This is a genomic window from Erythrobacter sp. NE805 (genome assembly GCF_046452355.1).
GTDB lineage: Bacteria > Pseudomonadota > Alphaproteobacteria > Sphingomonadales > Sphingomonadaceae > Erythrobacter.
Genome location: NZ_JBKFDI010000001.1, coordinates 666,363 through 684,846, shown reverse-complemented (window position 1 = coordinate 684,846; position 18,484 = coordinate 666,363). Strand labels below are relative to the sequence as shown.

Sequence of the window (18,484 nt, the reverse complement as noted above, 5' to 3'; positions counted from 1 at the left end):
TTCGATTTCCCGGAGCCTCATGACCGCCACCATCCTTCTTGTCCGCCACGGCACCACCCGCGACATCGGCCGGGTGCTGACCGGCCGGGGCGGCGACCTGCCGCTGTCCGAGGCAGGGCGCAGCGAGGTCGGCGCGCTTGCCGCGAGGCTCGCCGCGGGGCGCCTCGACGCGCTGCAGACCAGCCCCGTCCGCCGCGCGCGAGAGACCGCCGCCGCGATCGGCGAGGCGGCCGGTCTCGCGCCGCTCGTCGCGTCGCCGCTCGAGGAGGTCGACTTCGGCGAATGGACCGGCCGGTCATTCGCCGACCTCGCCCCCGATCCGGGCTGGCAGGCCTGGAACAGCGAGCGCGCGGACGCCTGCCCGCCGGGCGGCGAGACCATCGGCGCGGTGCAGGCGCGGGTCCTCGCCCACCTGCGCGAGGTCGCCCGCAGCGCGGCGGGCAGCGTCGTGGCGATGGTCAGCCACGCCGACGTGATCCGGGCGTGCGTCGCGGGCATCATCGGCCTCTCGCTCTCGCGCATTCTCGCGCTCACCATCGACCCCGCTTCGGTGACGCGCATCGAGGCGGGCGAGTGGGGCGAGCGGCTCGTGACGCTCAACGAGCGGAGCGCGTGAGGATGGCCGAGGCCCCGCCCCGCGAGCGCGCCGCCGGCGACCTGCGTGAGCAGGTCGAGGCTCTCGCGCCCTGGTTCCAGAACATCGACCTCGGGGAGGGGCTGACCACCGCGCCCGACCACTTCCTCGGCGACTATCCGGCCTTCAAATACCGCCGCTTCATGGACACGTTGCCGGCTGACCTCACCGGCAAGTCGGTGCTCGACATCGGCTGCAACGCGGGCTTCTACGCGATCGAGATGGCCAAGCGCGGCGCGGCGCGGGTGCTGGGGATCGACAGCGACCCCCGCTATCTGGCGCAGGCGGAGCTGGCGAGCGGGGCGCTGGGCTTCGGGCACCTCGAGTTCCGCCGGCTCGACGTCTACGACGTGGCGCGGCTGGGCGAGACGTTCGATCTCGTGATCTTCATGGGGGTGCTCTACCACCTGCGCCACCCGCTGCTCGCGCTGGACCTGATCCGCGAGCACGTGGCGGGCGACCTCATGCTGTTCCAGACAATGCAGCGGGGCAGCGAGACGGTCGCCGAGGTCCCGGCGGACCACCCCTTCCACAAGCCCGGCACCTTCGACCCGCCCGAGTATTTCGACGAGCCCGGCTACCCGAAGCTGCACTTCATCGAGCGCGAATATGCGCATGACTGGAGCAACTGGTGGGCGCCCAACGCGGCCTGCTCGCAGGCGATGCTGCGCGCGGCGGGCTTCGCGATCGAGGCGCAGATCGAGGCCGAGGTCTACCTCTGCCGCGTCGCCTCCGTCCCCTATGCCGCGCTGGGTCCCGCGGCGGTCTATCCCGCAAGAGGAGAGCGCGCGTGATCGAAGCCGCGATGATCTGGAACGAGCCCAACAACAAGTCGCACTGGAACCCCGAGCTCGACCCCGACTGGGCGATCTATGCCGACACGGTGATCCGTGCCGGTCGCTCGATCGCCGCGATCAACCCGGAGGTGACGCGCGTGCTCGGCGGGATGAGCCCGATCGACCCGCACTGGGTGGAGCGAATGCGCGGCCACGGCGCGCTGGAGGAGGTGGACGTGGTCGCGGTCCACGGCTTCCCGCTCGATTGGAACCTGTGGCCGATCAATGCCTGGCCGGGCAAGATCGCCGAAATCGAGGCGGTGGTGCCCGACAAGCCGATCTGGGCGACCGAAGTGGGCGTCGGCAGCTTCGGGGCGGAGGAAGTGCAGGTCTTCGGGCTGGAGCGCACCGCCGAGCTGCTGTTGGGCCGCGTGCCCAACGTCTACTGGTACTCGCTCTTCGACCTGCCGCAGGAGTGGGGCGCCGAGACCCGCCACCGCGAGGCGGAGGGATCGAGCTATTACCGCCACTTCTACATGGGCCTGATCCGCGCGGACGGCTCTCCCAAGCCTGCGCTGGAGTCCTACCGGCGGGTGGCCGGCGAGATGGGCATCATGCAATGGTTCCACTTCCACGACCCGCGCCTCGACGACGCGGTGCGCTGGATGCGCGAGCTGGGGGTCAGGAAGATCCGCACCGGCCTCAGCTGGGCCGACCGCTTCCGCGAGGGCGCGCTCGACTGGTTCGACCGCCAGATGGAAGCCCTCGCCGATTTCGAGGTGATGGTGACCTATTGCTTCACCCCCGAGCACCTCGGGGTCGAGGCGCATCACACGAGCTGCGCGCGCGATCCGCAGGCCTTCGCCGATTTCTGCGCCGAGATGACCGAACGCTACGCGCCGGCCGCCGCGCAGCCCCTGCTTGCCCGGGCCTAGACCCCCTTCAGACCCCCTCGACCAAGGACCAACCCATGCTCAGCCCCCCCTCGCAAGGCATCAATGTCGCCCTCGTCGGCGTCGGCAATTGCGCAAGCTCGCTGGTGCAGGGCATCGCGCATTACCGCGGCGGGGCGAACGACACGACCGGGCTGATGCACCGCTCGCTGGGGGGCTACGAGCCCGGCGACATCCGTGTGGTGGCCGCTTGGGACATCGACCGCCGCAAGGTCGGGCGGGATGTCGCCGAGGCGATCTTCGCACCTCCGAACTGCACCGCGCGCTTCTGCCAAACCGTTGAAAATACGGGAGCAATCGTCCAGATGGGGCGCAAGCTCGACGGTATCGCCGCGCACATGCGCGACTTTCCCGAAGATCGCACCTTCGCCCCCTCGACCGCCCCCGAACCCGATCGCGACAGGATCGTCGCCACCCTGCGCGACACCGGCGCCGAGGTGCTGATGAACTACCTGCCCGTCGGCTCGCAGAAGGCCAGCGAGTTCTACGCCGAATGCGCCCTCGAGGCCGGGGTCGCCTTCGTCAACGCCATCCCCGTCTTCATCGCCAGCGACCCCGCCTGGGCCGAACGCTTCCGCGCGGCGCGGGTCCCGATCATCGGCGACGACATCAAGGCGCAGCTCGGGGCGACGATCGTCCACCGCGTGCTCACCGACCTGTTCGCGAAGCGCGGCGTCGAGCTGAAGCGCACCTACCAGTTGAACACCGGGGGCAACACCGACTTCCTCAACATGCTCGAGCGCAAGCGTTTGGCCTCGAAGAAGATTTCCAAGACCGAAGCCGTGCAGTCGGTCGCTGCCAGCCGCCTCGTCGACGAGAACATTCACGTCGGCCCCTCCGACTACGTCGCCTGGCAGAACGACAACAAGGTGTGCTTCCTGAGGATGGAGGGCGAGATGTTCGGAGGGGTGCCGATGAACCTCGAGCTGCGCCTGTCGGTCGAGGATTCGCCGAACTCCGCCGGGGTCGCGATCGACATGATCCGCTGCGCCAAGCTCGCCGTGGACCGCGGCCTTGCCGGGCCGATCCACCCGGCAGCGGCCTACTTCTGCAAGCACCCGCCCGAGCAGATGACCGACGACGAGGCCTTCGCCGCACTCGAAGCCTTCATCGCGGCCGGCTGATGCCTGCCCGAGCCGGCCTCAGCGGCACCCTGCGCGAGAACATCGTCGCCCTCGCGACACGCGAGGACGAGGAGAATGCGCGCGCGCCATGGTCCGAGCGGCTGGCGCGGGTCATCACCGCCTTCACCGGTTCGATGGTCTTCGTCTGGGTCCATGTCGCGATCGTCGCCGCGTGGATCGCGGTCAACCTCGGCTGGCTGCCGGGTCCGCGCTTCGACCCGAGCTTCGTGATCCTCGCGAGCGCGGCGTCGGTCGAGGCGATCTTCCTCTCCACCTTCGTGCTCATCAGCCAGAACCGCATGGCCGCGCTCGCCGACCGGCGGGCGGACCTCGACCTCCACATCTCGCTCCTCACCGAGCACGAGCTGACCCGCCTCGCCGAACTGCTGCACCGTATCGCCGAGCGGCTCGAGGTGCCGGTCGACCGGGCGGAACTCGCCGAGATCGAGCGGGACGTGGTCGCGGGCGAGGTGCTCGACGAGATCGATCAACACAAGGCGAGGGGCACATGACGATGACGATGACGATGCAGGCGGCGGTGCTGGCGGCACCGGGCAGGATGCGGATCGAGGCGGCGGCGCGGCCCGAGCCCGGCGCGGGCGAAGTGCGGGTGCGGCTCGAGGGCTGCGGGGTATGCGCTTCCAACCTCACGCCCTGGGAGGGCCCGGAGTGGATGACCTATCCGACCGCGCCCGGCGAGCTCGGCCACGAGGGCTGGGGGCGGATCGAGGCGATCGGGCCGGGCGTCACCGGGCTCGCCGAGGGCGACCGGGTGGCGGCGCTCGGCACGCGCTCCTATGCCGAGGCCGAGGTGGTGCCCGCGGCGATGGTGGTGCGGCTCCCCAAGGAGCTCGACGGCCTGCCCTTCCCCGGCGAGGCGCTGGGCTGCGCCTTCAACATCTTCCGCCGCAGTGACATCCGCGCGGGCCAGCACGTCGCGATCATCGGCATCGGCTTCCTCGGCGCGGTGCTCACCCGGCTGGCGAACGAGGCGGGGGCGAGGGTCATCGCCATCTCGCGCCGTCCGGAAAGCCTTGCGCTCGCGCGGCACTACGGCGCGGCGGAGACGATCAGCATGGACGATCACTGGCGGATCATCGCGGACGTGAAGGCGATCACCGGCGAGGCTTTCTGCGAGCGGGTGATCGAATGCGTCGGCAAGCAATGGCCGCTCGACCTCGCGGGCGAACTCGTCGGCTTCGGCGGGCGGCTGGTGATCGCCGGCTACCACCAGGACGGCCTGCGGCAGATCAACATGCAAGGCTGGAACTGGAAGGGCATCGACGTCGTCAACGCCCACGAGCGCGACGTGGAGGTCCAGCTGCGCGGAGTGCGCGAGGCGGTCGAGGCGGTCGCGAGCGGACGGCTCGACCCCGCGCCGCTCTACACCCACCGCTATCCGCTCGAGCGGCTCGGCGAGGCGCTCGATGCCACGCGCGACAAGCCCGAGGGCTTCGTCAAGGCGCTGATCGAGCTCGCGCCATGACGCCGAAGGTGGGGTTCCTCGGCACCGGATGGATCGGCCGCCACCGCATGGGGGCAATGCGCGAGACCGGCGCGATCGCCGTCGCCGCGATCGTCGACCCGTCCGAGGAATGCGCCCGCGAGGCGCAGGCGATCGCGCCGGAGGCCGCGATCCTGCCTTCTTTCGAGGCGCTGCTCGATGCGGGGCTCGACGGCGTGGTGATCGCCACGCCGAGCGCTTCCCACGCCGAGCAGTCGATCGCCGCGCTCGAACGCGGGCTGGCGGTGTTCTGCCAGAAGCCATTGGGGCGCAGCGGGGAGGAGGTCGCCCGCGTGATCGCCGCCGCCGAGGCCGCCGACCGGCTGCTCGGCGTCGACTTCTGCTACCGCCACACCGCCGCCGCGCAGGCGTTGTTCGAGCTCGTCCAGTCGGGCGCGCTGGGCGACATCTTCGCGGCCGACCTCACCTTCCACAACGCCTATGGGCCCGACAAGCCGTGGTTCTACGACAAGGCGCAGGCGGGCGGGGGGTGCCTGATCGACCTCGGCGTCCACCTTGCAGACCTCGTGCTGTGGCTGACCGGCTTTCCCGAGGTGAGCGACGTGGCGGCCCGGATATTCGCGGGCGGACGGCCGCTTGCTCCCGACGCGGGCGAGGTCGAGGACTATGCCGCCGCGCAGTTCGGCCTGGCGACGGGCGCGGCGGTGCGGCTCGCCTGCTCGTGGCGGCTCAATGCCGGGCAGGACGCGGTGATCGCGGCGAGCCTCTATGGCACCAGGGGCGGCGCGTCGCTGCGCAACGTCGCGGGGAGCTTCTACGATCTCGAGCTGCTCCACCTCACCGGCACCGCCACCAAGCGCCTCGTCGCCCCGCCCGACGACTGGGGCGGCCGCGCCGCCGCCGCCTGGGCTCACCGCCTCGCCGAGGACCGCGGCTTCGCGCCCGAGGCCCGCGAGATCGGCGCCGCCTCCGACCTCCTCGAACGGATCTACCGCAGCGCCTGATCCGCGCGCCTCGCTTGCGAGGTTCGGGTTGTGCACCGCGCAAAGATCGTCCAAGGGGCGATACTGTCCACGCCTTTCGCACGCGGAAGGGCGAGACGTCCTGCGCGCCCGGCGAGTCCCCGGGAACCGGGCCGGACACGCTTCATTGATCGCTCACGCCAGACATCGGGAGGTTGGGAAAGTTGCAGGTTTCGCAAACAGCACCCGGCACCTGCGCGCTGTCGGTGGTGATCCCCGTCTACAACGAGGAAGCCGGGCTCGACGCGCTGATCGAGCGGGTCACCGCGGCCGCGCGCGCGAACTTCGGCGAGCGCTACGAGTTCATCCTCGTCAACGACGGCTCCAAGGACGCGAGCTGGGCCAGGATCTGCGCCGCGGCCGAGCGCGATCCGCGCATCGTCGCGATCAACCTCGCGCGCAACCACGGCCACCAGCTGGCGCTGACCGCGGGCCTCCACCACGTGCGCGGCGAGCTGGTCTTCGTGCTCGACGCCGATCTCCAGGACCCGCCCGAACTTCTGGGGCCGATGCTCGCGAAGCTGCGCGAGGGGCACGACGTCGTCTACGGCCAGCGTGTCAAGCGCCACGGCGAGACTGCCTTCAAGCGTGGCACCGCGGCGCTGTTCTACCGCCTGCTCGACAAGCTGGTCGACACCCGCATCCCGCAGGACACCGGCGATTTCCGCCTGATGACCCGCCGGGTCGTCGAGCAGCTCAATGCCATGCCCGAGCGCTACCGCTTCATCCGCGGGCTGGTCGCCTTCATCGGCTTCAGCCAGGTGCCCTTCCCCTACGAGCGCGATCCGCGCTTCGCGGGCGAGACCAACTACCCGCTGCGCAAGATGATGGCGCTGGCGATCGACGCGGTGACGAGCTTCTCGGTGGTGCCGCTGCGTTTCGCCTCGCACTTGGGCATGCTGTTCGGTCTCGCCGGGCTCGCCTCGCTCGCCTTCATCGGCTGGGTCTGGCTTCAGGGCGGCACGGTCCAGGGCTGGGCGAGCCTTGCCGCGCTGATCCTCATCATGGGCTCGGTCCAGCTGCTGGTGCTCGGTGTGTTCGGCGAATATCTCGGCCGCATGTACATGGAGGGCAAGCACCGCCCGCTGTTCATCGTCGCCGAGGTGCGCCGCCACCCGGTCGCCGCCAATGCGGAGGACGCGGCCGAGGAAGCCGGGGAGGCCGTCCGTGTCGCAGGCTGAGTTCGACGCCTATGTCGACGAATACGACGCGCAGCACGCCGCCTCGGTGAAGCTGAGCGGCGAGGACCCCGATTTCTTCGCCGCCTACAAGGCGCAGGAAGCCGCGCGCGTGATGGCCGCGGCGGGCATCGCGCCGCGGCGGATCATGGATTTCGGCGCGGGGCGGGGCAATTGCGTGCCGCACTTGCAGGAGGCCTTTCCCGAAGGCCAGCTCACCGCGCTCGACGTCTCGGCGCGCTCGCTCACCCACTGCGCGGCGCGCGCGGTCCGGCCGCTCGAGACGGTGTGTTACGACGGGCAGACCCTGCCCTTCGCAGACGGGAGCTTCGACCTCGTCTTCACCGCCTGCGTGTTTCACCACATCCCGGAAGCGGACCACGTCCGTCTTCTCGCGGAAATCCGCCGGACGCTGAGCCCGCAGGGGCGCTTCATCCTGTTCGAGCATAATCCCTGGAACCCGCTCACCCGCCACGCGGTCGCGACCTGTCCCTTCGATGCCAACGCGGTGCTGATCAGCGCGCCCGAGATGCGGCGCCGCTTCCGCGCGGCGGGCTTTGCCGACGTCGACCTCAAGTGGACGCTGTTCTTCCCGGCGTTCCTCGGCGCGCTGCGCCCGCTCGAGGGGGCGCTCGGCTGGCTGCCGCTCGGGGCGCAATACTGCCTCGTCGCGCGCTGACGAGGGCGCGGGGGCGATGCTGGCGCGGCTGCTGCGCTTCGGACTGACGGGGCTCGCCAACTCGGCCGTGGGCTGGGCGGTGATCTTCGGCGGGTTGTGGGCAGGCCTCGGCGACTTCGCCGCCAATGCCGCGGGCTTCGGGGTCGGCCTCGTCCTGTCCTTCACGCTCAACCGGCGCTTCGTGTTCGGCGTGACCGGCGCGGTCGGCGCGCGCGAGGTGGCGCGATTCCTCGCCGCCTTCGCGGTCGCCTACGGAGCGAACCTCGCGGTGCTCCACACGGCCCGGGGTGTCCTCGGCGCGGGCAACGCGCTCGCCCAGCTGCCCGCGATCGCCGCCTATGTCGTGATCTTCTTCGCCCTTTCCCAGTTCTTCGTGTTCAGGCCCACCGCTTCCGAATGACCCCCCTCACATCCCCGATCACGTCGCCGGGCGGCGGCCCGACTCCTGCGCCCGGCTGGCTCGACCGCGGACCGGTGATCGCGCTCGTCTGCCTCGCCGCGATCCTCCCGCTGCTGGTGGTCGACTTCCCGCCGCTCACCGATCTCTACGGCCATCTCGGCCGCTACGCGGTGCAGACCGAGCTCGCCCAGCGGCCCGCGCTGCAGCCGTTCTTCTCCTACGAGTGGAAGCTGATCGGCAATCTCGGCGGCGATATCGTGGTCCAGCTGCTCCACCCGCTGCTCGGCCTCGAGGCTTCGGTGCGCGCAGCGGTGATCCTCGCCCAGCTGCTCGGCGCGTTCGGGCTGCTGCTGGTGTCGCGCGAGGTCCACGGTCGGGTGACGCCCTTCGCCGTCGCCGCCATTCCGATGCTCTACGGCTACCCCTTCAACTACGGCTTCCTCAACTACGCGCTGAGCATGGCGCTGGCGCTGCTCGCCTATATCGTGTGGCTGCGGCTCCACCGACAGGATCGCAGCCTTGCCGCGCGGCTTTGGCTGGCGGTCGCGGGGGCGGCGATCTGGGTCGCGCACACCTATGGCTGGGCGTTCCTCGGCCTGCTCACCGGATCGACCATGCTCGCGCAGGTGTTCGCCGAGCGCGATCGGGTGCTGCCCGCCATCGGCCGCATTCTCGGCGCGTGCTGGCCGCTGCTGCTGCCGGTCATCCCGATGGTGATCTGGCGCGCCGAGAGCTCGGGCGCGGCGATGTCGGGCTGGTCGCTGCTCTACAAGTGGGTCTTCCTGCTCTCGCCGCTGCGCACCAAGTGGGAGATCTTCGACATCGGCTCGGCACTGGTGGTGCTGCTGATGCTCGTCTGGGCGCTGTTCAGCCGCACGGTGCGCTATGACCGGGGCCTCGCGATCACCGCGCTCCTGTGCCTGTTCTTCTTCGCCGCCCTGCCGGTGAAGGTGTTCGGATCGGCCTTCGCCGACATGCGGCTGCTGCCCTATGGCATGGGAATCGGGCTGGTCGCGATCGGGCCGGTGCGCGCCCGTTCGAGGGTGCTCGCCGCAGCCGGCGCGGTGGCGCTGGCTTTCTTCGCGGTGCGCATGACTGCGACGGGCTGGGCCTATGTCGAGCAGGCGCGCTCGGCCGAGGCGGCGCTGCCCGCGGTCGACCAGATGCCGCGCGGCGCGCGGGTCGCCTTCTTCGCGGTCAAGCCGTGCCGCGTGGCGTGGGCGCTGGCGCCGCTCGACCACCTCGCCGGCGCGGCGACGGCCCGGCGCGATGCCTTCGTCAACGACCAGTGGCAGCAGCCCGGCGTCAACCCGCTCAAGGTCCACTACCCCGCCGCCGAGCCCTTCACCCGCGATCCCTCGCACCTTGTGCAGGGCGATCGCTGCGGCCACCGCGCCCGCCGGCCGCTGTCGGAAGCGCTGGCGATGCTCCCGCGGGCGGCCTTCACCCATGTCTGGATGGTCGGCGCGATTCCCCGCGACTTCGTCCCCCCGCCCGGCCTCGTCGAGGTGCCCGGAAGCGGCAGCGGCCGGCTGTTCCGCATCGTCCCCGAAGGCTGAGCGCGCCAGCAACTTCGCCAGTTTACGCGCGCAGGCCGGCGGGCGCACACCCTCGCCCGAACCGCTTGGGGAGAGCGCCGTCATGCCCGCCAACGCCCGCCAGATCGTGCTCGTCCGCAGGCCCGCGGGCGCGGCGCGGGCCGGTGACTTCGCGATCCGCGAGGTCCCGCTTGCCGCGCCCGGCGAGGGCGAGGTGCTGGTGCGCAACCTGTGGCTCTCGCTCGATCCCTATATGAGGCTCTTCATGGCCGAGACCGGCAGCATCCACGGCTCGGTCCCGCTCGGCGAGGCGATGCCCGGCGGTGCGGTCGGCGAGGTGATCGCCAGCGCGAGCGAGGCGATGCCGGTCGGCGCGCTGGTCGTCTCGATGGCGCATGGCTGGCGCGACCACTACCTCGCCCGCGCCGACCAGTTGCAAGCGGTGAACCGCGAGGCCGGTCCGGCACAGCGCTGGCTCGGGCTCTACGGGCTCACCGGGATCACCGCTTGGGGCGGCATCCACGGGGTCCTGAAACCGGAGCCGGGGGAGACGCTGTTCGTCAACGCCGCCGCCGGGGCGGTGGGGTCGGTCGCAGTGCAGCTGGCGAAGCGCGCGGGGGCGCGGGTGATCGCCTCGGCGGGCTCGGACGCGAAATGCGCCTGGCTGCGCGAACTCGGCACCGATCACGTGGTGAACTACCGGACCGAGGACCTCGGCGCCCGTCTCGCCGAGCTCGCCCCCGAGGGCCTCGCGGCCGCCTTCGACAATGTCGGCGGGGAGCAGCTCGAGATCCTCATCGACGCCGCCGCGCCGCAGGGCCGGATCGCGCTGTGCGGCGCAATCGCGCTCTACGACAGCGCCAATTACCGCGCCGGGCCGCGCAACCTCTTCGCGACAATCGAGAAGCACGTCACGCTGACCGGCTTCAACGCCGGCTTCTACTTCCCGCGCGCACCCGAAATCATCGCCGACCTCGCCGCCGCGGAAGCCGAGGGCGCGCTGGTCGAGACCGAGACGGTGGTCGAGGGCCTTGCGGCCGCGCCGCAGGGCTTCGTCGACCTGATGGAAGGCCGCAGCCGCGGCAAGATGCTGGTGAGGGTGTAGCGATGGATCTGGGCATCAGGGGGCGCCGGGCGCTGGTCAACGGCGGCAGCGCCGGCATGGGACGCGGGGCAGCGCTCGCCCTTGCGCGCGAGGGCTGCGAGGTGTTCGTCTCCGCCCGCGGCGCCGAGCGGCTCGAGGCGGCCTGCCGGGAGATCGCCGCGGTGACGGGGGCACGGGTGCATCCGATCATCGCCGATCACGCCTCCGAAGAGGGGCGCGCGGCGATCCTCGCCGCCATCCCCGATCCCGACATCCTCGTCGCCACCTGCGCCCCGCCGCCCTTCACCGGCGACTTCCGGACCGTCTCGCGCGAGGCCTTCGAGCAGTCGGTGGCGACCGCGCTCCTGAGCCCGATCGACTACATCAAGGCGGTGGTCGGCCCGATGGTCGAGCGGCGCTGGGGGCGGATCGTCAACATCTCGACCGGCGCGGCCAAGTACCCGGCGGCGATGCGGGTCCTCTCGGGGCCTCCGAGGGCGGCGCTCGCCAATTACTGCCACGCGATCTCGAAGGAGCTCGCCCCGCACAACGTCACGATCAACGCGGTGCTGCCGGGGATGCATCACACCCCCGGGGCCGAGGAGGCGCTCGCCCCGCGCGCCGCAGCGAACGGGCGGACCTACGAGGAAGAGGTCGCCAGCTTCGTCAAGGCGGTGCGCATCCCCGCCGGACGCTTTGGCGATGCCGAGGACCTCGGCGCGCTGGTCGCGATGTTCTGCTCGGCGCAGGCGGGCTACGTCACCGGACAATCGCTGGTGGTCGACGGCGGGATCGGAACCTCAACCTTTTAGGCCGCCGCGCGGTAGCCGCTCCCGCGCACCAGCGTGCCGGGCCGCGCGCCGGTGCTCTCGTCGAAGCGCCGGATCACCTCGCCCGCGACGATCGTCGCCTCGTAGCCGGTCGCGCGCTGGTGGAGGCGGCGGCCGCCCGCGGGCAGGTCGCGCACCACCTCGGGGAGGTGGAGCCGCAGGCCGTCGAGGTCGATGACGTTGAGGTCCGCGCGCCCGCCCACCTGGAGCCTCCCGCGGTCGGTGAAGCCCACCGCCCGCGCTGCCTTGGCCCCGAGCATGTGCACCGCCTCGGCAAGGCCGAGCTTGAGCGGCCCGTCCTTCTGGACGAACTCGGTGAGGAGATAGGTCGAATAGCTCGCATCGCAGATCGCCCCGTAATGCGCGCCGCCGTCGCCGAGGCCGGGGACGCAGTGCGGGTGGCGCAGCATCTCGTGCGCGCTGGCCAGCGACGCGTTCTCGTAATTGCCGAGCGCCGCGAGGAACAGCCCGCGCCCCTCGGTCTCCAGCAGCCGGTCGTATGCGACCTCCTGCGGCGTGCACCCGCGCGCGGCGGCCTGCCCGGCCATGCTCATGTGCGCAGGGGGAGCATAGTCGGGCGGGTTGTCGAGCGGGAACAGCCAGCGCCAGTTGCGGGCGAGCTCGTTGAAGGGATGGCCCGGGGTGAAATCCTCAGAGAGGAGCGCCGCCCGCAAGCCGGGATCGCGCATCGCGGCGACCTGCTCGGGGATCGGGAGATGCGCGATCTTGCTCCACGAGGGGCACAGCACGAAGGGGTGCACCGTCAGTTCCAGCCCCGCAATGAGGCCGATCGGGCGCGGCATCACCTGCGCGTGGGCAACGCCGCCTTCGGCATTGGTGCGCTCGAGCATCTCGAGCACCCGCCGCCAGCGCGGCGGCGCGTCGTTGCCCGAGGCGAGGGTGAAGGTCGCCGGGCGCCCGCTCGCGGCGATCACGCGCTCGATCACCCTGTATTCCTTGTCCCACCCGACGAAGGCGTCGAGCACCACCTGGAAGGTCCCCGCGCCGACGTCGGCCATGCCGCGGGTGATCGCCTCCAGTTCGGCAATGTCGGTGTCGAAGGTCGGGATCGCCTGCCCGTCCGCGGTCTTGTGGATCGAGAGCCGCGAGGTCGCGAACCCCAGCGCCCCGGCGCGCATTGCCTCGGCGGTGAGGCGGCGCATCAGCGCGAGGTCGTCCTCGGTCGCGACCTCGCGCGCCGCCCCGCGTTCGCCCATCGCGTAGACCCGCAAGGGGGAGTGAGGGAGATAGGCAGCGATATCGATGTCGCGCTTGCCTGCCGCAACTGTCTCGAGATATTCGGGAAAAGTCTCCCAATCCCACGGCAGCCCTTCGGTCATCACCACCCCGGGAATGTCCTCGACGCCTTCCATGACGTTGATCAGCATCTCGTGATCCTCGCGGCGGCAGGGGGCAAAGCCGACCCCGCAATTGCCCATCACCGCGGTCGTGACCCCGTGCGAGGAGGAGGGGGAGAGCTCCTCGGCCCAGATGCACTGGCCGTCATAGTGGGTGTGGACGTCGATGAACCCGGGCGTGACGACTTTGCCTTTCGCGTCAATCTCTTGCGCGCCCCTGCCGAGCCCCTTGCCGATGGCGGCGATGCGCCCGGCGGAGATGGCGACGTCGCCCTCGCGGAGGTCGCCCCCCGTCCCGTCGGCGATGGTTCCGCCGCGGATCACCAGGTCGTATTGGGCCGCCATCGCGTGTCTCCTCTCTCCCGCCGGGATGATGCGCAAGGATGCTGGGCGGTGCAAGGGGCGGGCGCCACTCGCACTTTTGCGCTCCGGCGGCGGGCGGGTTAGGGTGGGGAATGACCAAGGCCAATCCAACGCCGCGCCGTGTCGCGCTTGCCGGGGCGAGCGGCACGATCGGTGCGGCGGTGCTGCGGCGGCTGGAGGCGGAGGGGCACACGGTGACCGCCGTGCCGCGCGCCGCGCTGGCCGATCCGGATGCCCTGGCCGAGGTCATGGACGGGGCGCAGCCGGAGGTGGTCATATCGTGCATCGCCTCGCGCTCGGGCGCGCCGCGCGATGCACAAGCGGTTGATTACGAAGCGAATGTCGACCTGCTCGCCGCGGCCGTCGCGGCCGGCGCCGGTCACTTCATCCTGCTCTCGGCGATCTGCGTGCAGAAGCCGCTGCTCGCCTTCCAGCGCGCCAAGCTCGCCTTCGAGGCGGAGCTGACCGCGAGCGCGATGGGCTACACCATCATCCGCCCCACCGCCTTCTTCAAGTCCTTGTCGGGCCAGGCAAAAAGGGTCGCGGCGGGCAAGCCCTTCCTGATCTTCGGCGACGGGGCGCTGACCCGCTGCAAGCCGATCTCGGACGACGACCTCGCGCGCTTCATCGTGGGGTGCATCGACGCCCCCGAGGCGCGCGGGAAGGTGCTGCCCATCGGCGGGCCCGGCCCTGCCATCACGCTGAAAGAACAAGGGGAATTGCTGTTCCGCGTGGCCGGCAAGCCGGCGCGCTTCAAGTCGGTCTCGCCGCGCATCTTCACCCTTGCCGAGCGCCTGCTGGCCCTCGGCGCGCCCTTTTCGGGGTGGTTCGCCGAGAAGGCCGAATATGCCCGGATCGCCCGCTACTACGCCACCGAATCGATGCTGGTGCGCGATTCCGCCACTGGCGAATACTCCGCCGAGCTCACCCCCGAATTCGGTTCGGAGACGCTCGAATCCCATTATCGGCGCCTGCTGGAGGGGGGCTAGGAGGGGTGTAAGAGGGGTGTGGAGCGGGCTAGCGGGGGTCTAGATGCCAGCCGGCAGGGGGCAAGGTGGCCCCAAGATGGGGCACGAAAACCGCTTCGGCCGCGTAATTGAACGTGAAAACATGGGCCTGGCTGCGCCGGACCCGGATTCCGGGGGGCAGATCGAGCAATTCGAGGCTCGCCTCCTCGCTCATGCGCCCCACCAGCAGCGCGAGCAGCGCGCGGTCGGGCCAGATCGCACAATAGCGCATCCGCCCGTGTAGGAAAACGACCCCGCGCCCCGTGCCGTCGGTGATCTCGGGTGCAAGATCGCTCGCCACGTCCTCGCGCCAGCGGGTGACGGCGAAGCCTGCTGCCGCCTCGGCGAACCCGTCGCGCAGGCTCTCGACGCGGGTGACGGTGAGCGGCACCAGCGACCGGAGCGCCCCCGGCGCGAGGCCCTCGGGGATGCGCAAGCTCTCCGTCTTGCTCCCCGAGCGCGGGCCGAGCAGCACCGGCACGTCGAGCGCGGCGAGCTTCTCCGCAAAGCCTTGCGGAACGATCGGCAGGCTCGGCACCACCACCATGCGATAGCCCGAAAGGTCCGCCTCGGGCGACACGATGTCGACGTCGAGCCCCCGCGCGCGGAGCGCCGAATAGGCCTCGAACACCAGCTCGAGATAGCGGAAGCTCCGCCCCTGCGGCTGGATGCCGATCACCCACGCCGCCTCGTAGGAGAACACCAGCGCGACGGGAGCCTTCACCGCAAGCTGCGGGCCGATGTCCTGCAAGACCGCCGCCGCCGCGCGCACCTCGTCGGCGGCCTCGGCCTCCGCGGAGTCGGGGCGCAGCAGCCCCGCGTGCATCTGCTCCTGCGCGAAAGGCGCCTGCCGCCAGCGGAAATAGCTCGTCAGCTCGGCGCCGTGCGCGCAGGCCTCGAGCGTCCACAGCGCCACCATCCCCGGCAGCGGCGCGGGGTTGAAGCGCGCCCAGTTCACCGGCCCCGGCTGCTGCTCCATCACCCCCCAGCGACCGCCCGAGCACCCCCGGTAGAGGTCATGGTGGAAGGCGGCGATGTCGGGGTGGCCCTGCCTGAGGTAGGCGCGCTTCTCTTCCGGCGAGAACCAGAACTGCTCGAGGAAGCCGAGCGGGTAGGAATCCCACGTCGCCACGTCGATATCGCGCCCGACCGCGTGGTGATCGAACTCGGTGAAGAAGCCCATGAAGTTGTGGGTGATCGGCACGCCGGGCGAATGGGTGCGCAGGATCGCGACCTGCTCGCGGTTGAAGCTCGCGACCTGATCGGAAGCGAAGCGGCGGTAGTCGAGCCAGTGCGCGGGGTTCGCCTCGGTGACGGTGAGGTGCGGGGGATCGACCTCGGCGAAGGAGCGATATTCCATGCTCCAGAAGACGTTGCCCCAGGCCGCGTTGAGCGCCTCGGGGGTGCCGTAGCGCGCCGCGAGCCAGCCGCGGAAGGCGCTGGCGGCGGCGTCGGAGAAGGAGAGCACCGTGTCGTGGCAGCCATATTCGTTGTCGGTCTGCCACATCGCGAGCGCCGGGTGCCGGCCGTAGCGCTCGGCCATGGCGGTGACGATCCGGCGGCACTCGGCGCGATATTCTTCGTGGCTGAAGCAATAGTGCCGCCGCGAGCCGAAGCCGCGGGGGCGGCCCTGTTCGTCGAGGGCGACCATCTCGGGCATCCGGTCGACGAGCCACTTGGGCGGGGTCGCGGTGGGCGTGCCGAGGATCACCTTGAGGCCCGCGGCGTGGAGCGTGTCGATCGCGCGGTCGAGCCAGCCCCAGTCGTAGCGGGCGCCCCCTTCCGGCTCGATGCGGCTCCACGCGAATTCGCCGATGCGCACGAGGGAGAGGCCCATGGCGGCCATCCGCCGCGCGTCCTCGGCCCACCATTCCTCGGGCCAGTGTTCGGGGTAGTAGCAGCAGCCGAGTTTCATTCCGGGAGCCTCTCCAGCGCGACGAGCCACGCGGTTTCGGGATGGGTGAGGGGGAGCGCGAGGCCCTGCGTCATCAGTGCCTTGCCCGACAGGACAAGCCCTTCGCGCCACCGCTCCGGCGCGGCGAGGTAATGCTTGGCCCTGGGCGGCCACGGCTCGGGCAGGGTCACGCGGTAGCGCGCCTCGGGGTCGAGCCCGGCGAGGCGGACCGGGGCGGCGTCGAAGGCCGGCGAGAAAGCCGTCTGGGCGACGAGCGCGAGGGCCTTGTCAGCGCGCGTGACCAGCAGGCCGGTGACGTTCGGGTCCGGGTGCGCGAGGCGGCGGAGCCGGCCGGCGTGCAGCACGTCGCGCCATTGCTTGTAGAGCGCGATGTGCGCGTTGAGGGTCGCGCGCTCGCTCTCGCTCATCCGCGCCGGGTCCGCCTCCACCCCCATGTGGCCGAAGACCGCGACCTTGGCGCGGAAGTCCATCGACAGGCGGCGTCCGGTGATCGGATTGGGCGAGGGGCCGACATGGCTGCCGAGCACCTCGAGGGGCACGAACTGGCTCCACGCCGGGATGATGCGCAGGCGCTCTATCGCGTCATTGTTGTCGCTCGGCCAGACGCGGTGGACGCGGGTGAGGACGCCGAAGTCGATCCGCCCCCCGCCGCTCGAACAGCTCTCGATCTCGACCCGCGGGTGCGCGGCGCGCAGGCGGTCGAGGAGGGCGTAGAAACCCTCGGCCTGCCCGGAGGCGGAGGGGAAGAGGTCGCGGTTGTGGTCCCACTTGAGGTAGGCGATGGCGTTCTCGCGCAGCAGCGTATCGAGCCGCTCGAACAGGTAATCGCGCACTTCCGCGCGCGCCATGTCGAGCGCCAGTTGCCCGCGCATGGTGGGGCGCTCGCGGCCCTCGGTGTGGAGGCACCAGTCGGGATGCGCGCGGTAGAGGTCGCTGTCGGGCGAGACCATCTCGGGCTCGACCCACAGGCCGAAGTCCATCCCGAGTTCGCGGACCCGCGCGATCAGCGGGGCGAGGCCGTCGGGGAAGACGTCGGGCGAGACGGTCCAGTCGCCGAGGCTCGTCCGGTCGTTCCTGCGCCCGCCGAACCACCCGTCGTCGAGGACGAAGCGCTCGATGCCGAGCGCGGCGGCATCCTCGGCGAGGCGTATCAGCCCCTCCTCGGAGAGGTTGAACCCGAGCGCCTCCCACGAATTGAGGTGGACCTTGCGCGGGCCCCAGTCCTTGCGGTCCGGCAGCACGGCCCGCGCGTGATCGTGGAAGGCCTGCGCCAGCGCCGAGCGGTCGGGGGCGAGGGCGAGGATCGCCTCGGGAGTGGCGAAAGCATCGCCCGGCGCGAGCACCACCTCGCCCGCGCCGAGGACCGCTCCCACCGCGAGCTGCGCGCGGCCATCTGCGGCGCCGGGCGTGTCGGGATCGAGCGCGAGCCAGTGGTCGCCGCTCCCCGCGAGGTGGACGCCGAGGGTCTCCTCCCCGGCGTGGAGCAGCAGCCAGCTGCCCCCGAGGAACCCCGGCTTGCCGATCGCGCTCTCGCGCGCCAGTCCGTCGGGGCGCAAGGGGCGGCGGTGCTCCTGCATCTCCGCGGCCCAGCGCCCGGCGAAACGCGTCGCCTCGGTGAAGCGCGCCGGCACCGGCAGGGCGAGGGCGGCGAGGCGCTCGACCTCGAGCGGGGCCTCGCCGGTGTTCACGAGGCTCGCCGAGCAGCGCAGCACGCCGCCCGCGCCGATCCGCCAGCGCACGAGCACCTCCACCCCCGCGAGGCGGTCCGCGAAGCGGATCGCGAGCGCCCCCTCACCGGCCTCCCAGCCGCTCACGCCGAAGTCCGTATCGACCCGCGCGCCCGCGCGGCGCAGCGCCACCGCAGGCGTCCCGCTCCACCCGGCCTTGCGCTCGGGCAGGAGCCCCGGCACCGGGGGCACATCGGGCTGGCTCTCGTGCCGACCGCGCGCAGCGGCGGCGGCGAGCATCGCGAGGTCCTCGTCCTCGGGCAGGCGCGGCCCCGCATAGGCGAGGTCCGCCGTCCCGCCCACCGCGAGCGCGAACACCAGCGTCAAGCTCTCGCCGTCGAGCCGCACGAACTCCACTGGGGCTTCCCTCCTCCTCAGCCGGTGACGAAGTGTCCAACAAGGCTTGTCCGGCGATGCCCGATGCGCTGTAA

17 protein-coding genes are annotated in these 18,484 nt (G+C 71.1%); 14 read left to right on the top strand and 3 right to left on the bottom strand.

Annotated features, from left to right (window positions below):
- Window positions 1-19: 19 nt before the first annotated feature.
- The 13 genes from ACLBKU_RS03095 (at window position 20) to ACLBKU_RS03035 (ending at window position 11,665) form a co-directional block, all read left to right on the top strand.
- Entirely contained in the window at window positions 20-616 is a 597-nt protein-coding gene (locus tag ACLBKU_RS03095; protein ID WP_410178070.1) for a histidine phosphatase family protein, read from the top strand.
- 2 nt (window positions 617-618) lie between these two features.
- Window positions 619-1,428 carry a TIGR04290 family methyltransferase gene (locus tag ACLBKU_RS03090; RefSeq protein WP_410178069.1) on the top strand — a complete coding sequence of 270 codons (810 nt, stop codon included), beginning with the start codon at window positions 619-621 and terminating at the stop codon, window positions 1,426-1,428.
- Window positions 1,425-2,345, top strand: a complete 921-nt coding sequence (locus ACLBKU_RS03085) for a beta-xylosidase (RefSeq protein WP_410178068.1) — start codon at window positions 1,425-1,427, stop codon at window positions 2,343-2,345. Before ACLBKU_RS03090 ends, ACLBKU_RS03085 begins: the two co-directional genes overlap by 4 nt.
- A gap of 35 nt (window positions 2,346-2,380) precedes the next feature.
- The gene (locus ACLBKU_RS03080) at window positions 2,381-3,487 is read left to right on the top strand and encodes an inositol-3-phosphate synthase (RefSeq protein ID WP_410178067.1); all 1,107 of its coding nucleotides are present in this window, start codon (window positions 2,381-2,383) and stop codon (window positions 3,485-3,487) included.
- The gene (locus tag ACLBKU_RS03075; RefSeq protein ID WP_410178066.1) at window positions 3,487-3,999 is read left to right on the top strand and encodes a DUF1003 domain-containing protein; all 513 of its coding nucleotides are present in this window, start codon (window positions 3,487-3,489) and stop codon (window positions 3,997-3,999) included. The genes ACLBKU_RS03080 and ACLBKU_RS03075 overlap by 1 nt, the downstream gene beginning before the upstream one ends.
- Window positions 3,996-4,973, top strand: a complete 978-nt coding sequence (locus ACLBKU_RS03070) for an MDR/zinc-dependent alcohol dehydrogenase-like family protein (RefSeq protein WP_410178065.1) — start codon at window positions 3,996-3,998, stop codon at window positions 4,971-4,973. The genes ACLBKU_RS03075 and ACLBKU_RS03070 overlap by 4 nt, the downstream gene beginning before the upstream one ends.
- The gene (locus ACLBKU_RS03065) at window positions 4,970-5,956 is read left to right on the top strand and encodes a Gfo/Idh/MocA family protein (RefSeq protein WP_410178064.1); all 987 of its coding nucleotides are present in this window, start codon (window positions 4,970-4,972) and stop codon (window positions 5,954-5,956) included. Before ACLBKU_RS03070 ends, ACLBKU_RS03065 begins: the two co-directional genes overlap by 4 nt.
- Before the next feature lie 182 nt (window positions 5,957-6,138).
- Window positions 6,139-7,155, top strand: coding sequence for a glycosyltransferase family 2 protein (locus tag ACLBKU_RS03060; protein WP_410178063.1), 1,017 nt, complete (start codon window positions 6,139-6,141; stop codon window positions 7,153-7,155).
- A complete protein-coding gene (locus ACLBKU_RS03055; RefSeq protein WP_410178062.1) occupies window positions 7,142-7,831 on the top strand; it encodes a class I SAM-dependent methyltransferase in 690 nt (229 codons plus the stop codon). Before ACLBKU_RS03060 ends, ACLBKU_RS03055 begins: the two co-directional genes overlap by 14 nt.
- A gap of 16 nt (window positions 7,832-7,847) precedes the next feature.
- Window positions 7,848-8,231, top strand: a complete 384-nt coding sequence (locus tag ACLBKU_RS03050) for a GtrA family protein (RefSeq protein ID WP_410178061.1) — start codon at window positions 7,848-7,850, stop codon at window positions 8,229-8,231.
- Entirely contained in the window at window positions 8,228-9,790 is a 1,563-nt protein-coding gene (locus tag ACLBKU_RS03045) for a hypothetical protein (RefSeq protein WP_410178060.1), read from the top strand. Before ACLBKU_RS03050 ends, ACLBKU_RS03045 begins: the two co-directional genes overlap by 4 nt.
- A gap of 82 nt (window positions 9,791-9,872) precedes the next feature.
- Window positions 9,873-10,874, top strand: coding sequence for a zinc-binding dehydrogenase (locus ACLBKU_RS03040; RefSeq protein WP_410178059.1), 1,002 nt, complete (start codon window positions 9,873-9,875; stop codon window positions 10,872-10,874).
- Window positions 10,875-10,876: 2 nt separating this feature from the next.
- Window positions 10,877-11,665: an SDR family oxidoreductase gene (locus tag ACLBKU_RS03035; protein WP_410178058.1), complete on the top strand. Its 789-nt coding sequence runs from the start codon at window positions 10,877-10,879 to the stop codon at window positions 11,663-11,665.
- Here ACLBKU_RS03035 and ACLBKU_RS03030 read toward each other — a convergent pair.
- On the bottom strand, window positions 11,662-13,386 hold the full coding sequence (locus ACLBKU_RS03030; RefSeq protein ID WP_410178057.1) for an N-acyl-D-amino-acid deacylase family protein: 1,725 nt from the start codon (window positions 13,384-13,386) through the stop codon (window positions 11,662-11,664). The genes ACLBKU_RS03035 and ACLBKU_RS03030 overlap by 4 nt on opposite strands.
- Before the next feature lie 110 nt (window positions 13,387-13,496).
- Between ACLBKU_RS03030 and ACLBKU_RS03025 the strand changes: the two genes are divergently transcribed.
- Window positions 13,497-14,393 carry an NAD(P)H-binding protein gene (locus ACLBKU_RS03025; protein WP_410178056.1) on the top strand — a complete coding sequence of 299 codons (897 nt, stop codon included), beginning with the start codon at window positions 13,497-13,499 and terminating at the stop codon, window positions 14,391-14,393.
- A gap of 28 nt (window positions 14,394-14,421) precedes the next feature.
- On the opposite strand, the gene ACLBKU_RS03020 is transcribed toward ACLBKU_RS03025, so the two are convergent.
- Together ACLBKU_RS03020 and ACLBKU_RS03015 are read right to left on the bottom strand one after the other, a co-directional pair.
- Entirely contained in the window at window positions 14,422-16,326 is a 1,905-nt protein-coding gene (locus ACLBKU_RS03020) for a beta-galactosidase (protein ID WP_410178055.1), read from the bottom strand.
- Entirely contained in the window at window positions 16,323-18,410 is a 2,088-nt protein-coding gene (locus ACLBKU_RS03015) for an alpha-galactosidase (protein ID WP_410178054.1), read from the bottom strand. The genes ACLBKU_RS03020 and ACLBKU_RS03015 overlap by 4 nt, the downstream gene beginning before the upstream one ends.
- Between the last annotated feature and the right edge of the window lie 74 nt (window positions 18,411-18,484).